The sequence below is a fragment of the Flagellimonas alginilytica genome, assembly GCF_042134605.1.
Taxonomy (GTDB): domain Bacteria; phylum Bacteroidota; class Bacteroidia; order Flavobacteriales; family Flavobacteriaceae; genus Flagellimonas; species Flagellimonas alginolytica.
Map to the genome: position 1 here is coordinate 3,435,718 of NZ_CP169638.1, position 15,666 is coordinate 3,451,383.

At 39.2% G+C, this 15,666-nt stretch carries 18 protein-coding genes; 17 read left to right on the forward strand and 1 reads right to left on the reverse strand.

Going from position 1 to position 15,666, the window contains the following annotated elements; genetic code table 11:
* The 17 genes from ABTP35_RS15410 to hisIE all read left to right on the forward strand — a co-directional run bounded on the left by ABTP35_RS15410 (position 1) and on the right by hisIE (position 14,822).
* Entirely contained in the window at positions 1–936 is a 936-nt protein-coding gene (locus ABTP35_RS15410; protein ID WP_293295260.1) for a UDP-3-O-(3-hydroxymyristoyl)glucosamine N-acyltransferase, read from the forward strand.
* Positions 937–996: 60 nt separating this feature from the next.
* A complete protein-coding gene (gene sucD / locus ABTP35_RS15415) occupies positions 997–1,869 on the forward strand; it encodes a succinate--CoA ligase subunit alpha (RefSeq protein ID WP_293295259.1) in 873 nt (290 codons plus the stop codon).
* A 107-nt stretch (positions 1,870–1,976) separates the two neighbouring features.
* The gene (gene fabG, locus ABTP35_RS15420) at positions 1,977–2,726 is read left to right on the forward strand and encodes a 3-oxoacyl-[acyl-carrier-protein] reductase (protein ID WP_375334303.1); all 750 of its coding nucleotides are present in this window, start codon (positions 1,977–1,979) and stop codon (positions 2,724–2,726) included.
* Positions 2,727–2,730: 4 nt separating this feature from the next.
* The gene (locus ABTP35_RS15425; RefSeq protein ID WP_375334304.1) at positions 2,731–4,764 is read left to right on the forward strand and encodes a VWA domain-containing protein; all 2,034 of its coding nucleotides are present in this window, start codon (positions 2,731–2,733) and stop codon (positions 4,762–4,764) included.
* Between the two features lie 12 nt (positions 4,765–4,776).
* Complete coding sequence (locus ABTP35_RS15430) at positions 4,777–5,592, forward strand: prohibitin family protein (RefSeq protein ID WP_375334305.1); 816 nt, start codon at positions 4,777–4,779, stop codon at positions 5,590–5,592.
* 201 nt (positions 5,593–5,793) lie between these two features.
* Positions 5,794–6,651, forward strand: a complete 858-nt coding sequence (gene hisG, locus ABTP35_RS15435) for an ATP phosphoribosyltransferase (RefSeq protein WP_224836948.1) — start codon at positions 5,794–5,796, stop codon at positions 6,649–6,651.
* A gap of 11 nt (positions 6,652–6,662) precedes the next feature.
* On the forward strand, positions 6,663–7,100 hold the full coding sequence (locus tag ABTP35_RS15440) for a GNAT family N-acetyltransferase (RefSeq protein WP_375334306.1): 438 nt from the start codon (positions 6,663–6,665) through the stop codon (positions 7,098–7,100).
* Positions 7,097–8,383, forward strand: coding sequence for a histidinol dehydrogenase (hisD, locus tag ABTP35_RS15445; protein WP_375334307.1), 1,287 nt, complete (start codon positions 7,097–7,099; stop codon positions 8,381–8,383). Before ABTP35_RS15440 ends, hisD begins: the two co-directional genes overlap by 4 nt.
* The gene (hisC, locus tag ABTP35_RS15450; protein ID WP_293295253.1) at positions 8,380–9,426 is read left to right on the forward strand and encodes a histidinol-phosphate transaminase; all 1,047 of its coding nucleotides are present in this window, start codon (positions 8,380–8,382) and stop codon (positions 9,424–9,426) included. Before hisD ends, hisC begins: the two co-directional genes overlap by 4 nt.
* On the forward strand, positions 9,426–10,562 hold the full coding sequence (hisB, locus tag ABTP35_RS15455) for a bifunctional histidinol-phosphatase/imidazoleglycerol-phosphate dehydratase HisB (protein WP_293295252.1): 1,137 nt from the start codon (positions 9,426–9,428) through the stop codon (positions 10,560–10,562). The genes hisC and hisB overlap by 1 nt, the downstream gene beginning before the upstream one ends.
* A gap of 66 nt (positions 10,563–10,628) precedes the next feature.
* A complete protein-coding gene (locus ABTP35_RS15460; RefSeq protein WP_293295251.1) occupies positions 10,629–10,982 on the forward strand; it encodes a four helix bundle protein in 354 nt (117 codons plus the stop codon).
* A 42-nt stretch (positions 10,983–11,024) separates the two neighbouring features.
* Complete coding sequence (gene hisH, locus ABTP35_RS15465; protein WP_293295250.1) at positions 11,025–11,606, forward strand: imidazole glycerol phosphate synthase subunit HisH; 582 nt, start codon at positions 11,025–11,027, stop codon at positions 11,604–11,606.
* Between the two features lie 2 nt (positions 11,607–11,608).
* A complete protein-coding gene (gene hisA / locus ABTP35_RS15470; protein ID WP_252079737.1) occupies positions 11,609–12,340 on the forward strand; it encodes a 1-(5-phosphoribosyl)-5-[(5-phosphoribosylamino)methylideneamino]imidazole-4-carboxamide isomerase in 732 nt (243 codons plus the stop codon).
* Positions 12,333–12,848: a DinB family protein gene (locus ABTP35_RS15475; RefSeq protein ID WP_375334308.1), complete on the forward strand. Its 516-nt coding sequence runs from the start codon at positions 12,333–12,335 to the stop codon at positions 12,846–12,848. The genes hisA and ABTP35_RS15475 overlap by 8 nt, the downstream gene beginning before the upstream one ends.
* Before the next feature lie 225 nt (positions 12,849–13,073).
* Positions 13,074–13,265, forward strand: coding sequence for a GIY-YIG nuclease family protein (locus ABTP35_RS15480; RefSeq protein WP_293299187.1), 192 nt, complete (start codon positions 13,074–13,076; stop codon positions 13,263–13,265).
* A 202-nt stretch (positions 13,266–13,467) separates the two neighbouring features.
* Positions 13,468–14,223 (forward strand): imidazole glycerol phosphate synthase subunit HisF, encoded by a 756-nt coding sequence (hisF, locus tag ABTP35_RS15485; RefSeq protein ID WP_293295248.1) that lies wholly within the window; start codon positions 13,468–13,470, stop codon positions 14,221–14,223.
* Positions 14,224–14,225: 2 nt separating this feature from the next.
* Positions 14,226–14,822 carry a bifunctional phosphoribosyl-AMP cyclohydrolase/phosphoribosyl-ATP diphosphatase HisIE gene (hisIE, locus tag ABTP35_RS15490; RefSeq protein WP_293295247.1) on the forward strand — a complete coding sequence of 199 codons (597 nt, stop codon included), beginning with the start codon at positions 14,226–14,228 and terminating at the stop codon, positions 14,820–14,822.
* 150 nt (positions 14,823–14,972) lie between these two features.
* On the opposite strand, the gene ABTP35_RS15495 is transcribed toward hisIE, so the two are convergent.
* Positions 14,973–15,647: a hypothetical protein gene (locus tag ABTP35_RS15495; RefSeq protein ID WP_252079738.1), complete on the reverse strand. Its 675-nt coding sequence runs from the start codon at positions 15,645–15,647 to the stop codon at positions 14,973–14,975.
* Between the last annotated feature and the right edge of the window lie 19 nt (positions 15,648–15,666).

The following is a 15,666-nucleotide window of genomic DNA, read 5'->3' on the forward strand; positions in this document are numbered from 1 at the left end:
ATGAAATTCCCAAAAACCTATACCTTAAAAGAAATTTCGGAACTTATTGATGCCGATTTTGTAGGGAATAAGGATTTTCCTGTTTTAGGCATGAACGAGATCCATGTGGTGGAAGAAGGTGACATTGTATTTGTGGACCATCCCAAGTATTATGACAAGGCACTGCAGTCAAAGGCTACCGTAGTTCTCATCAATAAAGAGGTGGAATGTCCAGAGGGTAAAGCTTTGCTTGTCTCGGATGATCCCTTTAGGGATTTCAATAAGTTAACGCGTCATTTCAAACCTTTTGAAAGTGCAGTAGTATCCATAGCGGAATCTGCAAAAATAGGGGAGGGAACCATTATCCAGCCCAACGTATTTATCGGTAACCATGTAGAAATTGGTAAAAATTGCGTAATTCATCCCAACGTAACCATTTACGATGGATGCAAATTGGGCGATAACGTAACCATACATGCAGGAACCGTGTTGGGGGCCGATGCGTTCTACTATAAAAACAGGCCCGAAGGTTTTGACAAATTGCTTTCCGGAGGGAATGTCGTGATAGAGAACAATGTGGATATTGGAGCCGGATGCACCATTGACCGTGGAGTAACAGGCTCAACTACCATAAAAGAAGGGGCTAAATTGGATAACCAAATCCAAGTGGGGCACGATACTGTTATCGGAAAAAAATGTTTGATCGCATCCCACGTAGGTATCGCTGGTTGTTGCATTATTGAGGACGAAGTGACACTTTGGGGCCAGGTGGGTATCACCAGTGGTGCTACCATTGGGAAAAAGGCGGTAATATTGGCTCAATCCGGTATTTCCAAATCCCTGGAAGGCGGTAAAACCTATTTTGGTTACCCGGCCGAGGAAGCTCGGGAAAAACTCAAACAAATTGCATACATCAAAAAGATTCCAGAAATCTTGAAAAAACTAAAAAAGATTTAAGAAATCAATAGAAAAAAACTTTAGTAAACCATATTTTTGTATCTACATTAAGTTAAATATATGAGCGTCTTAGTAAACAAGGATTCAAACATAATTGTACAAGGATTTACCGGTAGTGAAGGAACTTTCCATGCCGAACAAATGATTGAATACGGAACCAACGTAGTCGGTGGTGTGACCCCAGGAAAAGGTGGTCAGGAACATTTGGGAAAACCAGTTTTCAACACCGTTGAGGAAGCTGTAAAAGAAGTTGGTGCCGATACCACGATTATTTTTGTTCCACCCGCATTTGCTGCGGATGCCATTATGGAAGCTGCCGATGCAGGAATCAAGGTGATCATTACCATTACCGAAGGTATTCCCGTAGCGGATATGGTAAAAGCCAACGATTACATCAAGGATATGGACTGTACGTTGATCGGTCCAAACTGCCCAGGAGTAATTACTCCGGGTGAGGCAAAAGTTGGTATTATGCCAGGATTTGTCTTCAAAAAAGGAAAAGTAGGCATTGTGTCCAAATCGGGAACATTGACTTATGAAGCTGCCGATCAAGTTGTTCGCCAGGGATTGGGAATCACAACAGCCATTGGAATTGGTGGTGACCCTATTATTGGGACCACAACAAAACAAGCTGTTGAATTGTTGATCAACGATCCGGAAACCGAATGTGTGGTAATGATCGGTGAAATTGGTGGCCAATTGGAGGCCGAAGCGGCAAGATGGTACAAAGAAAGCGGTAGCAAAAAGCCTGTTGTAGGTTTTATTGCTGGTGAAACTGCTCCTGCCGGACGTACCATGGGACACGCCGGAGCTATTGTAGGCGGTAGTGATGATACCGCACAGGCCAAGAAAAAAATCATGCGCGACTGTGGTATCCATGTTGTGGATTCTCCCGCAGAAATTGGCGTAAAAGTGAAAGAAGTGGTTGGATAATCAACCGTTAAATCCATACTAAATCCCGTTTTATGCGGGATTTTTTTTCGTCTAAACATAAAACAACGACTATATTTGGTTAATAACCATTCAAACACCATCGATTTATGAAACTTTTGGAAGGGAAAAACGTAATTATAACAGGAGCAAGTAGGGGCATTGGAAAAGGAATCGCAGAAGTATTTGCCAAACATGGAGCAAATGTGGCGTTTACTTACAGCTCTAGTGAAGCTCCAGCATTGGAACTGGAACAAGAATTGACCAAACTTGGCGTCAAAGCCAAAGCCTATAAGAGTAATGCAGCCAGTTTTGAAGAATCCGAAACACTTGTTGCCAAGGTTTTGGAAGATTTTGACGGGAAAATCGATGTGCTGATCAACAACGCAGGTATCACCAAGGACAATCTATTGATGCGAATGGGAGAGGACGATTTTGATAAAGTAATCGAAATCAACCTAAAATCAGTTTTCAATATGACCAAAGCAGTGCAACGTACTATGTTGAAGCAACGTAAAGGCTCTATAATCAATATGAGCAGTGTGGTTGGAGTAAAAGGCAATGCGGGTCAGACCAATTACGCAGCTTCCAAAGCAGGAATGATCGGGTTTACAAAATCCGTTGCCTTGGAACTAGGGTCTAGGAATATACGTTGCAATGCCATTGCGCCAGGTTTTATCGAAACTGAAATGACCGAAAAGTTGGACGAAAAAACAGTTCAAGGTTGGAGGGAAGGTATTCCTTTAAAACGAGGTGGTAGCCCCGAGGATGTTGCCAACGCCTGTGTTTTCTTGGCATCGGACTTATCTGATTATGTCACCGGACAGGTATTGAACGTTGATGGTGGAATGTTAACATAAGTGAATGGAACTGAGCACGGTACTTCTTATTGTTTTAGCAGTTGCTGCCGCGCTTGCCCTTGTCTATTTTCAATATTACCATAAAGACCCGAGAAAGGGTTCACTTAAATTTATATTGGCCGCACTGAGGTTTGTCACCTTGTTTTGCGGCCTTTTACTTTTGGTAAATCCAAAGTTTGTCAATAGGGATTATTTTATCGAAAAAGCCAATTTGATTCTATTGGTGGACCATTCCGAATCCATGCAGGAAGCCTCATCAGAGGGCGAAATTTACCAAGCCATACAACAAATAAAGCAGGATGAAGCCATAAACGAAAGGTTTGCTGTGCATCAATATGGTTTTGGCGATATTGTTTCAGTAACCGATTCCATTCGTTTTGATCAAGGAAATACCGATCTTTCCAAAGCGCTGACTACCGTAAATGATGTTTTTGTAAACGGAAACAATGTTATTGCATTATTTTCTGATGGGAACCAGACCTTGGGCAAGGATTTCGAATACATCAACTTAAAGGACAATTTAACTGTAAATCCCGTAGTTGTAGGTGACACCACTCAATACGAGGATATCGCCGTAGGCTTTATCAACGTTAATAAATATGCATTTTTACGTAATACCTTTCCGATTGAGACCTCTGTCCGTTATCAAGGAAACAGTTCAGCATCCAGTACCGTTTCTATTTATCTAGATGGCAGTAGGGTTCACCAGGAACGTATTGAACTGAGCGCGGTAAATAACAGCCGGACGATTAAAACTTTGGTCGAGGCAAAAAGTGTAGGGGTTAAAACCATAAAAATAGAAATCAGACCTTTGGACAGTGAACGAAATGTTACCAATAACTCCAAAGAAACGGCCATAGAGGTCATCGATGAAAAAACCAATATTGCGATTGTTTCGGATATACTTCATCCGGATATCGGTGCGCTCAAAAAATCCATTGAATCCAACGAACAACGCTCCGTAATCCTTCTAAAGCCAGATGCCACCCCATCCGAGTTGGAAGAAATAGGTTTGTTCATCCTATATCAGCCTAACAGGAATTTTAAAACTATATACGATTATTTGGAAAAATATGGGGGAAACTATCTCACTATTGTAGGGATAAAAACAGATTGGAATTTTGTGAATGCCTCGCAAAATAGCTTTACGGTATCCGGCAGTAGGCAGCAAGAGGATATTTTACCCGTTTTAAACAATGCATTTGGGATGTTTGGATTGGGCGAATTTTCGGTTGACGACTTTCCGCCCCTGCAAGGAACCCTGGGTGAAATAGAACTTAACAAGGAGAGCGAAACCTTAATGTACCAACAGTTACAAGGTGTAAATTTGGATAAACCCCTATTCACCATTCTTACGGAGCGCAATAAAAAGGAAGCGATATTGTTCGGGGAAGATATTTGGAGATGGAGGGCCCAAACGTACAGAAACGAGCAAAATTTTAAAAAGTTTGATGACTTTATAGGTAATTTAATGATCTATCTAGTTTCCAATAAACAACGGAATCGACTGGAACTGGACTACGAACTTGTATTTGACAATGCCAATATGGCCAAGATCAGAGCTTCTTATTTTGATGAAAGCTACCAGTTTAATGCCAACGCAAGTATTTCTATCAAAATAGAAGGAGAAGACAATGATTTTACCAGAGTATCTCCATTACTTCTTAAAGGGGGCTTTTACGAAATCGATCTAAGCAACTTAGAGGCCGGCTCCTATAAATTTACCGTCAAGGTGGAAGATGAAAACTTGAATAGGTCCGGGACATTTAGAATCTTGGACTTTAATCCCGAGAAGCAATTAATCTCCGCCAACTATAAAAAAATGGGTCGTTTGGCATCCAAAAGTAACGGACACCTTTACTTTTTGAACAATCTGGACGATTTACAATCGGAATTGACCACTTCCGGAAAATTCTTGCCCGTACAAAAGACCAAGGAGAATGTCGTATCTTTAATAGATTTCCGTATTTTATTGGGATTGATTGCTCTATCCCTAACGTCGGAGTGGTTCATCAGAAAATATAATGGATTAATATAAATAGAAGTAAAAATGGACAAATTGCCCAAGATTGCGTTGCCTGCACTGGCAACGGTTATTTTCTTAATTATCATCATTTCAAAATCTGCAGTGACCATAGGTTCCGGTGAAGCAGGTGTATTGTATAAAACCTTTGGTGGCGGTGTTGTTACGGATGCCCCACCCTTGGGAGAAGGCTTTCATTTAGTAGCGCCTTGGAACAGGGTATATATTTATGAAGTAAGACAGCAGGAAAAAACCGAAAAAATGAATGTGCTATCGTCGAACGGACTGGATATTAAATTGGAAGCTTCCGTATGGTTTCAGCCTAAATACAATGAATTGGGAAAACTACACCAAGAAAAGAGCGAACAGTACATCGACCGAGTACTTCTTCCCGCTATACGCTCTGCGGCAAGAAGTGTTGTTGGAAGATATACGCCCGAACAACTTTATTCGAGCAAAAGGGATGCCATACAACAAGAGATATTTGAAGAAACCCAAAAAATAGTTGAGGATCAATACATCCAATTGAACGAAGTATTGGTAAGGGATGTAACATTGCCTCCCACTATTAAAGATGCCATTGAACGCAAATTAAAACAAGAACAGGAATCTTTGGAGTACGAATTTAGATTGGTCACAGCAGAAAAAGAAGCTGAAAAAGTTAGGATAGAAGCACAAGGTAAGGCAGATGCCAACCGTATTTTAAGTGCTTCACTTACCGATAAAATATTACAGGACAAAGGTATAGACGCTACAATAAAACTATCCGAATCACCAAATACCAAAGTAATCGTGGTAGGATCGGGAGACGACGGCCTACCATTAATTTTGGGAAATAACTAAATAACTCTTTTTTGATATAAAAATATATCCTACTTTTGACGTATAATGAAAACGAATAACGTACATCATCATCATTTTTATACTTGCTCTCAAGCGAGATAGGAATGTATTGCTGTATTTAAAATATATTCTAACCCGTTTGAGAAATCAAACGGGTTTGTTTTTTGTACCCCTTTGGTTTTTCGGACAAAAAATTGAAAAATGACAAAAATTAGAATTGCTGTTCAAAAGAGTGGGCGTTTAAACGAAGATTCGCTCAAAATTTTAAAAGATTGCGGTATTTCCATAGACAACGGGAAAGATCAATTAAAAGCTACTTCCCGCAATTTTCCCTTGGAAGTATTTTATCTAAGAAATGGGGATATTCCACAGTACCTGCGAGATGGAGTAGTGGACATAGCCATTATTGGTGAAAACGTCCTTATAGAAAAAGGGAAGGACATTTCCATAGCCGAACGTTTGGGTTTTTCCAAATGTCGGGTTTCCCTGGCAGTTCCAAAAAGCGAGAGTTACAATTCCATTAAGGATTTCGAAGGGAAGAAAATCGCAACTTCCTACCCAAACACGGTCAAGGAGTATCTGGCCGCCAGAGGGGTAAACGCAGAACTTCATATTATAAATGGTTCCGTGGAAATTGCTCCCAATATCGGTTTGGCCTATGGAATCTGTGATATTGTTTCGAGCGGTAGTACGTTGTTCAAAAACAACTTAAAGGAAGTCGAGGTAATGCTAAAAAGTGAAGCGGTGCTCGCTGTTTCGCCTACCATTTCCGAAGAGCGCAAAGAACTCTTAAAAAAAATACAGTTCAGGATCAAATCGGTTTTGCAGGCACGCCAGAACAAATATGTGCTCATGAATGCACCAAACGAGAAACTGGACGAGATTATTTCCATTCTCCCCGGAATGCGGAGCCCCACGGTATTGCCCTTGGCTGAAGAAGGATGGAGCTCTGTGCACACGGTAATAAATCGAGAGACTTTTTGGGAAGTAATCGATGAACTGAAACAAGCGGGAGCAGAAGGTATCTTGGTTTGTCCAATCGAAAAAATGGTCCTTTAAAATTAGGTAGAATGATAGGTGAGTTCAACATAAAATGGATTCCCGAAGAGAATCTGTCCTCAATTTTACCTTTGGCATTTGTGCTGAACAATAAAAAGGTTTCCATGGATATCTTACAGCAACGATTGACCGCTATGATTCCCATGGGATATAAATGTATCGGGGTTTATGATCAAGAAAGATTAGTGGGAATATGTGGGGTATGGGAACTGAACAAACTCTATGCAGGAAAGCATTTGGAACCGGATAATGTGATTATTGATCCCGAATATCAAGGAAAGAAAATCGGCGACTTAATGATGTCCTTTTTAACGGATTATGCAAAATCCATAGGTTGCGAAACCATGGAACTTAACTGTTATGCCAATAATAACAGAGGTAAACAATTCTGGGAAAACCAAGGTTACGAAGCCTTGGGCTTTCACATGATCAAAAGACTAAAACCATGAAAAAGTATATAAATCCAGATAAAGACACTTGGCCAAAACTACTTCAAAGGCCAACACAGACTGTTTCCGACATAGAGGAAACGGTGAACGATATTTTTAAGGCTGTACAGACCGGTGGTGATGGGGTCATCAAAAAGTACACTGCGCAATTCGATAAGGTAGAATTGGACTCTGTTTTAGTGACTGCTTCAGAAATTGAAACTGCCAACAACAACGTTTCAGATGCTTTAAAGCAAGCTATCAATTTGGCCAAATCCAATATTGAAAAGTTCCACGCAGCCCAAAAAACTGATAAAGTTGAAGTCGAGACCATGCCTGGTGTGGAATGTTGGCAGGAAAAACGTCCTATTCAAAAAGTGGGGTTGTACATTCCAGGCGGAACAGCACCTCTATTTTCAACCATTTTGATGCTGGCCATTCCAGCGAAGCTTGCTGGCTGCAAAGAAATAGTACTATGTAGCCCGCCAGATAAAAATGGTAAAATCAATCCTGCCATTTTATATGCCGCCCAACTTTGTGGCGTAACACAGATTTTTAAAGTCGGTGGCATTCAGGCCATTGCAGGGATGACCTTTGGCACGGAGAGTATTCCGAAAGTGTACAAAATATTTGGTCCAGGTAACCAATATGTAACCGTTGCAAAGCAATTGGCCACCAAGTATGGTGTGGCAATCGACATGCCTGCGGGTCCGAGTGAGTTGTTGGTGGTTGCTGATGATTCTGCCAATGCTGCATTTGTTGCTTCGGATTTATTGAGTCAGGCCGAACACGGAGTAGACAGTCAGGTTATTTTGGTTTCTACTTCTGAGAAAATGATTGAAGCTGTTGAAAAGGAAGTTGAAATTCAGCTTGAACAACTACCAAGAGTCGATATTGCTCGAAAATCTATCGGCAACAGTAGATTGATTTTGGTCAAAGACGATAAAGAAGCCATAGAGTTCATCAACGAATATGGTCCGGAGCACTTTATTGTTTGTGTGGAAAACGAGGAATTTTATTTGGATAATATCCAGAATGCTGGTTCGGTTTTCATAGGAAATTACACCCCAGAAAGTGCGGGTGATTATGCTTCCGGCACCAACCACACCTTGCCGACCAATGGTTATGCCAAACAATACAGCGGTGTAAACCTGGATAGTTTTATGAAGAGCATGACCTTTCAGAAGATTTCAGAAAAGGGAATTCAAGGAATCGGGACTGCCATAGAATTAATGGCCGAAGCAGAAGGATTACAAGCACACAAAAACGCAGTAACCCTTAGATTAAATAGTTTGAAACAATGAAAGGGTTTGATTTAAATACATTGGTTAGGGAGTCCGTACAAAAACTACAGCCATACTCTTCGGCACGAGACGAATATGTCTCCGATGGTTCCGAAATGCTATTCTTGGACGCAAACGAGAACCCGTTCGATAATGGGGTAAATCGGTACCCCGACCCATATCAACGCAGCTTAAAATTATTATTGGCCGAACAAAAAGGAGTATCAGAAAGTCAAATTTTGTTAGGTAATGGAAGCGACGAAGTATTGGATTTAATTTATCGGACGTTTTGCGAACCAAATCAAGATAATATCATTACGTTGCCACCAACTTATGGTATGTACAAGGTACTGTCAGGCATTAATGCGGTGGAAAACAGGGAAGTGTTACTGACTGACGATTTTGAACCGAATGTGAAAGAAATTTTAGGCGTAGTGGATGCCAAATCCAAGCTACTTTTTATTTGTTCCCCGAACAATCCCACAGGAAATTCCTTTAAAAAAGAAAGAATCGAACAATTATTGGCATCTTTCAGTGGATTGGTTGTTATCGATGAAGCCTACATCGACTTTTCAAAAGATGAAAGTTGGTTGTCGCAACTGAATAACTATCCCAACTTAATCGTGACGCAAACCTTGTCAAAAGCCTATGGTTTGGCAGGTATTCGGTTAGGCATATGCTATGCATCCGAAGAAATAATAAAGGTTTTGAACAAAATCAAACCACCGTACAATGTTAATCAATTAACTCAGCAAAGAGCACTCGAGCGTGTTTTAAACCAAGATTTGGTCAATAAAGAAATACTACAAATACTACAGGAACGAGATCAACTGATCACTGCTTTAAATAACTTGGGATTTGTAAAAAAAATATACCCCACCGACGCCAATTTTGTGTTGGCCAAGGTGGATAATGCCAACAAACGTTACCAACAACTTTTGGAAAAGCAAGTAGTGGTGCGAAACCGCAGTACGCAGCCGCTTTGTGAAAACACTTTGCGCTTTACCGTTGGTACACCAGAAGAAAACAAAAAATTGATAGCCACTTTAAAAGAATTGAACTAATGGCCAAAAAAGTACTATTTATTGATCGTGATGGAACGATCATCAAAGAAACTGTCGATGAGCAGATAGATGCCTTTGAAAAAATGATTTTCTATCCCAAGGCATTTACGTATTTAGGAAAAATTGCAAAGGAATTGGACTATGAATTGGTGATGATCACCAACCAAGATGGGTTGGGAACCGATATTTTTCCCGAGGATACCTTTTGGCCCGTTCATAATTTTATCATCAAATCTTTTGAAAATGAAGGTGTGGTTTTCGATGCGGTTTACATCGATAAAACCTTTCCAAAGGACAATGCCGACACTCGTAAACCCGGCACTGGCATGTTGACTTCCTATTTTTCCGAGGAATATGATTTGGAAAATTCATTTGTGATCGGTGACCGTTTGACAGATGTGGAGTTGGCCAAGAATCTTGGAGCGAAAGGCATTTTCATCAATGACAATACCCATTTAGGAACAGGAGAAATCACAGTAAAACGTGAGGAGTTGGATGACTTCATCGCTCTGGAAAGTAATGATTGGGAGAAAATCTACGAGTTCTTGAAATTGGAAAATCGTATTGCTGAAATCTCACGTAAAACCAATGAGACAGATATCTACATCAAAATAAACCTCGACGGAACTGGAAAAAGCAATATCAACACGGGATTGGCATTTTTTGACCATATGTTGGACCAATTGGCCAGACATGGACAAATGGATTTAGATATTAAAGTAGATGGTGATTTAGAGGTAGATGAACACCACACCATTGAAGACACAGCAATTGCTTTAGGCGAATTGTTTTCCAAAGCATTAGGAAACAAACTGGGCATTGAGCGCTATGGCTTCGCATTGCCCATGGATGATTGCTTGGCACAAGTGGCCATCGATTTTGGTGGTCGAAATTGGTTGGTTTGGGATACCGAATTCAAGCGGGAAAAAGTAGGAGATATGCCCACAGAAATGTTCATGCACTTTTTTAAGTCCTTTACCGATGGAGCCAAGGCGAACTTGAACATTAAAGCCGAAGGTACCAACGAACACCATAAAATTGAAGCTATATTCAAGGCCTTTGCCAAATCCATTAAAATGGCGGTAAAACGAGATGCTGAAAAAATGGTGTTGCCATCTACTAAAGGAATGCTGTAAAAGTCAGAAGTACAAAGTCAGAAGTACAAAGTCAGAAGTACAAAATAAAAAGTTAGGAACAGTCCAATGAGAAAGGATTTGAAGGATAGAACAAAAGCATTTGCTATTAGTACTTGGAACTTATGTTCAAATATTCCAAAATCTAGAGAGTTTAATGCCTATGGCAATCAATTAATCAGATGTACGAGTTCTGTTGGAGCAAATTACAGAGCCTCACAACGAGCAAAATCTCGTGCCGATTTCATCAACAAACTCAAAATAGTTGAGGAAGAAATAGATGAAAGCATGTACTTTTTAGAACTTCTAATGGAAATAAGCGAAAATAACCTCTCAGAAATGAAATCATTGCACACCGAAGCAACTGAAATTTTAGCCATTGTTGTTTCATCTATTAAAACCGCACGAGAAAATGGGAAATAAAATAGAACTTCGTACTTCTAACTTCAAACCTTGTACTTTTCTATGAAAATTGTAATTATCGATTACGGAGCAGGAAACATTCAAAGCATCATATTTGCCATAAAACGGTTAGGATATGAAGCCGTTTTGAGTCATGATGCCGAAGAAATCCGAAATGCCGATAAAGTGATTTTTCCTGGAGTTGGCGAGGCAAGTTCCGCTATGGTAAAATTAAGAGCCACGGGATTGGATACGCTTATTCCAAAGCTAAAACAACCAGTTTTGGGCATCTGTTTGGGCATGCAGCTCATGTGTAATGCTTCTGAAGAGGGCAACACCGAAGGATTAGGAATTTTTGATTTGGATGTGGTAAAATTTTCAAACAAAGTAAAAGTTCCTCAAATAGGATGGAACCAGATTTCAGATTTAAAAAGTGAGCTTTTTGCCAATGTTCCTGATAAATCATACATCTATTTAGTGCACAGTTTTTATGCACCTATCGGTAAAGAATCCATTGCTATATCTGAATATGAGGTCGAATATAGCGCTGCTTTGCAGAAAGATAATTTTTATGGGGTACAGTTTCATCCAGAAAAAAGTAGTGAAGTAGGAAGTGGAATTTTGCAAAATTTCTTAAATCTATAAGTATGAGGATAATACCAGCCATAGATATCATTGACGGTAAATGCGTGCGTCTTTCCAAAGGCGATTACAATACCAAAAAAGTCTATAACGAAAACCCTTTGGAAGTAGCCAAGGAGTTTGAGGAACATGGTATTCAACATCTTCATTTGGTGGATTTGGATGGCGCAAAATCCAAACATATTGTCAACCATAAAGTTTTGGAGTCCATTGCATCAAAAACCAATCTTCAAATTGATTTTGGTGGAGGGTTAAAATCCAATGAAGATCTGCACATTGCTTTTGAAAGTGGTGCAAAACAAATCACAGGTGGGAGCATCGCTGTAAAAGACCGAGACACGTTTTTGGGTTGGTTGGAAAAATATGGGCCGGAAAAAATTATTCTGGGTGCAGATGCCAACAATGAAAAGGTGGCCGTTTCTGGCTGGCAAGAAGAATCAGATTTACAACTTATTCCTTTTGTTCAACAATACCAATCGGAAGGCATAACCTATGTGATTTGTACAGATATAAGTAAGGATGGTATGTTACAAGGACCATCATTCCAGTTATACAAAAAAATGCTGTCCCAAACCAAAAAAGGATTACATTTAATTGCCAGTGGTGGAATCTCCACTTTTGACGAACTTCCCAAACTTGCCGAAATTGGTTGTGAGGGCACAATCATAGGCAAAGCCATTTATGAAGGTAAGATCAGTTTAAAACAATTGGAACATTATATTCTTGAGAATGGATAAAGAAAAAGAACTCCAAGAAGAATTGGTTTGGAATGCAGGGTATCGTATGAACGAAAACCTCCGTATGATCAAAATTTGTTTTGATCAATTGTCTGAGGAACAAGTTTGGCAGAAGCCGAACAGCTCGTGCAACAGCATTGCAAATCTTATTCTTCATTTATGCGGAAACATCACCCAATATGGGATTGCTTCCATTCAAAACTTGGAGGATGAACGTAAACGGGATGAAGAATTTGCCACCGAATCTGGCTACACCAAAGCTGAGTTAATCAAAAAACTAGAAGATACGGTCGATGAAGCTAAAAGAGCATTTTATGATGCTCCCTTACATGAGCTTTTGCGCAAACGTTATGTTCAAGGGTTTAATTTTTCTGGGGTCGGCAATATTATCCATGTAACAGAGCATTTATCTTACCACACGGGTCAGATTGCACTGTACACTAAAATGTTGAACGATCAGGATCTTGGATTTTATTCTGGGGTAAACTTGAATGTGAAGAACGAATAAATTAATAGTATACGTCATGCTGAACTTGTTTCAGCATCTCATCAATAATACAAGTGAGACCCTGAAATGAATTCAGGGTGACGACGAATAATAATGGAAAACAAATCGTCATGCTGAACTTGTTTCAGCATCGCATCAATGCAAGAAAGTTTCGTTTACATAATGACCAACAAGCATAGGACAACATTTTATGTTGGTGTGACAAACAATTAAGAAAAAAGAGTAATTCAACATTCAAATGGAATAGGTTCAAGTTTCACTAAAAAATATAATCTTCTTGATTTAGTATATTTTGAAACCTTTACTGATATTCAAGAAGCAATTGCTCGGGAAAAACAAATTAAAAATTGGCATCGTGAATGGAAAATGAATTTGATAAAAGAACAGAATCCAACTTTAAAAACGTTGGAATATTAAAAACACGTCATGCTGAACTTGTTTAGCATCTCATCAATAGTTCCAGTGAGACCCTGAAATAAATTCAGGGTGACGACGAATAATAATGGAAAACAAATCGTCATGCTGAACTTGTTTCAGCATCCCATCAATAATACAAGTGAGACCCCTTAACCAAGTTCTGGATGACGATAAATAATTATTGATGATTCAATAAAAAAATATGTTAACAAAAAGAATAATTCCCTGCCTCGACATAAAAGATGGTAGAACCGTTAAAGGTGTCAATTTTGTGGATTTACGTGATGCTGGTGACCCCGTAGAATTGGCACAACGGTATGCTGAGGAAGGGGCAGATGAACTTGTTTTCTTAGATATTTCTGCCACCGAGCAAAAGCGTAAAACGCTAGCGGAGTTGGTGTATCACGTAGCAGAAAAATTAAATATACCATTTACAGTAGGTGGTGGAATCTCTTCTGTGGAAGATGTAGATATCTTACTTAAAAACGGAGCAGATAAAGTTTCTATCAATTCTTCAGCGGTTAAAAATCCAGACTTAATTAACGAATTGGTGGCCAAATTTGGTTCGCAATGTATAGTTGTGGCCATAGATGCTCGTAAAACTACCGATGGCTGGAAAGTGCATTTGGTGGGAGGCAAAGTGCCTACGGAATTGGATTTATTTGATTGGGCAAAAGAGGTAGAGCAGCGTGGTGCTGGTGAAATTTTATTTACATCAATGGACCATGACGGCACCAAAAATGGCTTTGCTGACGAGGAATTGGCTAAACTATCGAGTTTGGTAAACATTCCCATAATTGCCTCTGGTGGGGCGGGAGCGGTGTCTCATTTCACAGATACTTTTAAATATGGTAAGGCAGATGCAGCTTTAGCGGCAAGCGTTTTTCATTTTAAGGAAATCGAAATCAATTCACTCAAAAAAGAATTAAAGGAAAAAGGAATTCCTGTAAGATTATAATAATGCAAATAGACTTCAATAAAAATTCAGACGGACTAGTTCCTGCAATAATTCAAGATGCAACAACCAAAAATGTGTTGATGCTAGGGTACATGAATCAGGAAGCATTCAACAAAACCCAAGAAACGGGTAAAGTCACTTTTTTTAGTCGTTCTAAAAATAGGTTGTGGACAAAAGGTGAGGAAAGTGGCAACTTTTTGGAATTGGTTTCAATAAAGGTAGATTGCGATAAGGATACCTTGTTGGTCCAAGTGAAGCCAGCTGGGCCCACCTGTCATACGGGTACAGATACCTGTTGGGATGAAGAAAACACACCTAACTTTAGCTTTTTATCAGAATTAGAGAATGTAATCGCTTCCCGAAAAGAAAACAAAGAGGATGAAAAAAGCTATGTAGCTTCACTTTTTAGAAAAGGAATCAATAAAATTGCCCAAAAAGTAGGGGAAGAGGCCGTTGAAACGGTAATTGAAGCCAAAGACGATAACGAAGAATTGTTCTTAAACGAAAGCGCAGATTTACTTTTTCATTATTTAATCTTACTCCAAGCTAAAGGGTACACCTTAAAAGATATTGAAAAAGTATTGATAGAAAGACATTAAAAAAGGCTTTTTTATAAGGTAACGGGAGACCAAGTAAATTGGATTGGTTTTATAATCTTGTCCTGATTACAAATATAAACGGTATTGTTTTTAACAAATACTCTAGTCACAGGAATAGTTATTTTACTAGGTGCTTTTTCTCCCTTCATCCTAATCTATTTGTTTCTTATAACGGTTTTTACCCATGTTAAATATACCTACTTTAATACCCAAACCAGCAGAGAAGCCGTTAATGCGATCCAGTGCTTGTTGCTCCAATTCAATTTTACTAGAAAACCGGTATTTACCAGTAGCTTCTAACTGTACGTACCTATTGATATTAAATAATAAACTTACTCCTGGTTCGTAAACAAATATGTAGTCCGAAGTGTCAAAATCCTCATTATCAAAATCGTTGTCATCGTTCTCAAAGGTGTCGCCATCTACATAACCAATAGCTCCGCCACCTATAAATTGAGGAAAGGACAGGCTAATTGTTCTTTTACCAAAAAGAATTGGTTCCAAGTGTAAGCCTACATAACCACCTATTAAATCTTCATTATCTATAGATAATTCGCCAGATAAGTTTTGTTGCGAATAAAACCCATAGGTTGCTAAGCCTATTTCTAATTTACGGTTAGCAACGTAAGCTAGTTTTAGACCGGCAAAAAAAGTGTCCTTTCCATCAATTTCGCCAATAGCCAATGGAATACCGAGATATATACCATGGACTACATTGTTACGGTCGTTAAAGGTGATGTATTCATCATTACTTTTTTGTTGCGCATGCGTGGTGATTATACTAACTAATGCTATAAATAATACTGTCGTTTTTTGATTGAACATTATTCAAATTTTGATTGAT

Coding starts and splice junctions, on each gene's coding strand:
- ABTP35_RS15410 (WP_293295260.1), top strand. CDS start 1: ATGAAATTCCCAAAAACCTATACCTTAAAAGAAATTTCGGAACTTATT.
- sucD (WP_293295259.1), top strand. CDS start 997: ATGAGCGTCTTAGTAAACAAGGATTCAAACATAATTGTACAAGGATTT.
- fabG (WP_375334303.1), top strand. CDS start 1,977: ATGAAACTTTTGGAAGGGAAAAACGTAATTATAACAGGAGCAAGTAGG.
- ABTP35_RS15425 (WP_375334304.1), top strand. CDS start 2,731: ATGGAACTGAGCACGGTACTTCTTATTGTTTTAGCAGTTGCTGCCGCG.
- ABTP35_RS15430 (WP_375334305.1), top strand. CDS start 4,777: ATGGACAAATTGCCCAAGATTGCGTTGCCTGCACTGGCAACGGTTATT.
- hisG (WP_224836948.1), top strand. CDS start 5,794: ATGACAAAAATTAGAATTGCTGTTCAAAAGAGTGGGCGTTTAAACGAA.
- ABTP35_RS15440 (WP_375334306.1), top strand. CDS start 6,663: ATGATAGGTGAGTTCAACATAAAATGGATTCCCGAAGAGAATCTGTCC.
- hisD (WP_375334307.1), top strand. CDS start 7,097: ATGAAAAAGTATATAAATCCAGATAAAGACACTTGGCCAAAACTACTT.
- hisC (WP_293295253.1), top strand. CDS start 8,380: ATGAAAGGGTTTGATTTAAATACATTGGTTAGGGAGTCCGTACAAAAA.
- hisB (WP_293295252.1), top strand. CDS start 9,426: ATGGCCAAAAAAGTACTATTTATTGATCGTGATGGAACGATCATCAAA.
- ABTP35_RS15460 (WP_293295251.1), top strand. CDS start 10,629: ATGAGAAAGGATTTGAAGGATAGAACAAAAGCATTTGCTATTAGTACT.
- hisH (WP_293295250.1), top strand. CDS start 11,025: ATGAAAATTGTAATTATCGATTACGGAGCAGGAAACATTCAAAGCATC.
- hisA (WP_252079737.1), top strand. CDS start 11,609: ATGAGGATAATACCAGCCATAGATATCATTGACGGTAAATGCGTGCGT.
- ABTP35_RS15475 (WP_375334308.1), top strand. CDS start 12,333: ATGGATAAAGAAAAAGAACTCCAAGAAGAATTGGTTTGGAATGCAGGG.
- hisF (WP_293295248.1), top strand. CDS start 13,468: ATGTTAACAAAAAGAATAATTCCCTGCCTCGACATAAAAGATGGTAGA.
- hisIE (WP_293295247.1), top strand. CDS start 14,226: ATGCAAATAGACTTCAATAAAAATTCAGACGGACTAGTTCCTGCAATA.
- ABTP35_RS15495 (WP_252079738.1), bottom strand. CDS start 15,647: ATGTTCAATCAAAAAACGACAGTATTATTTATAGCATTAGTTAGTATA.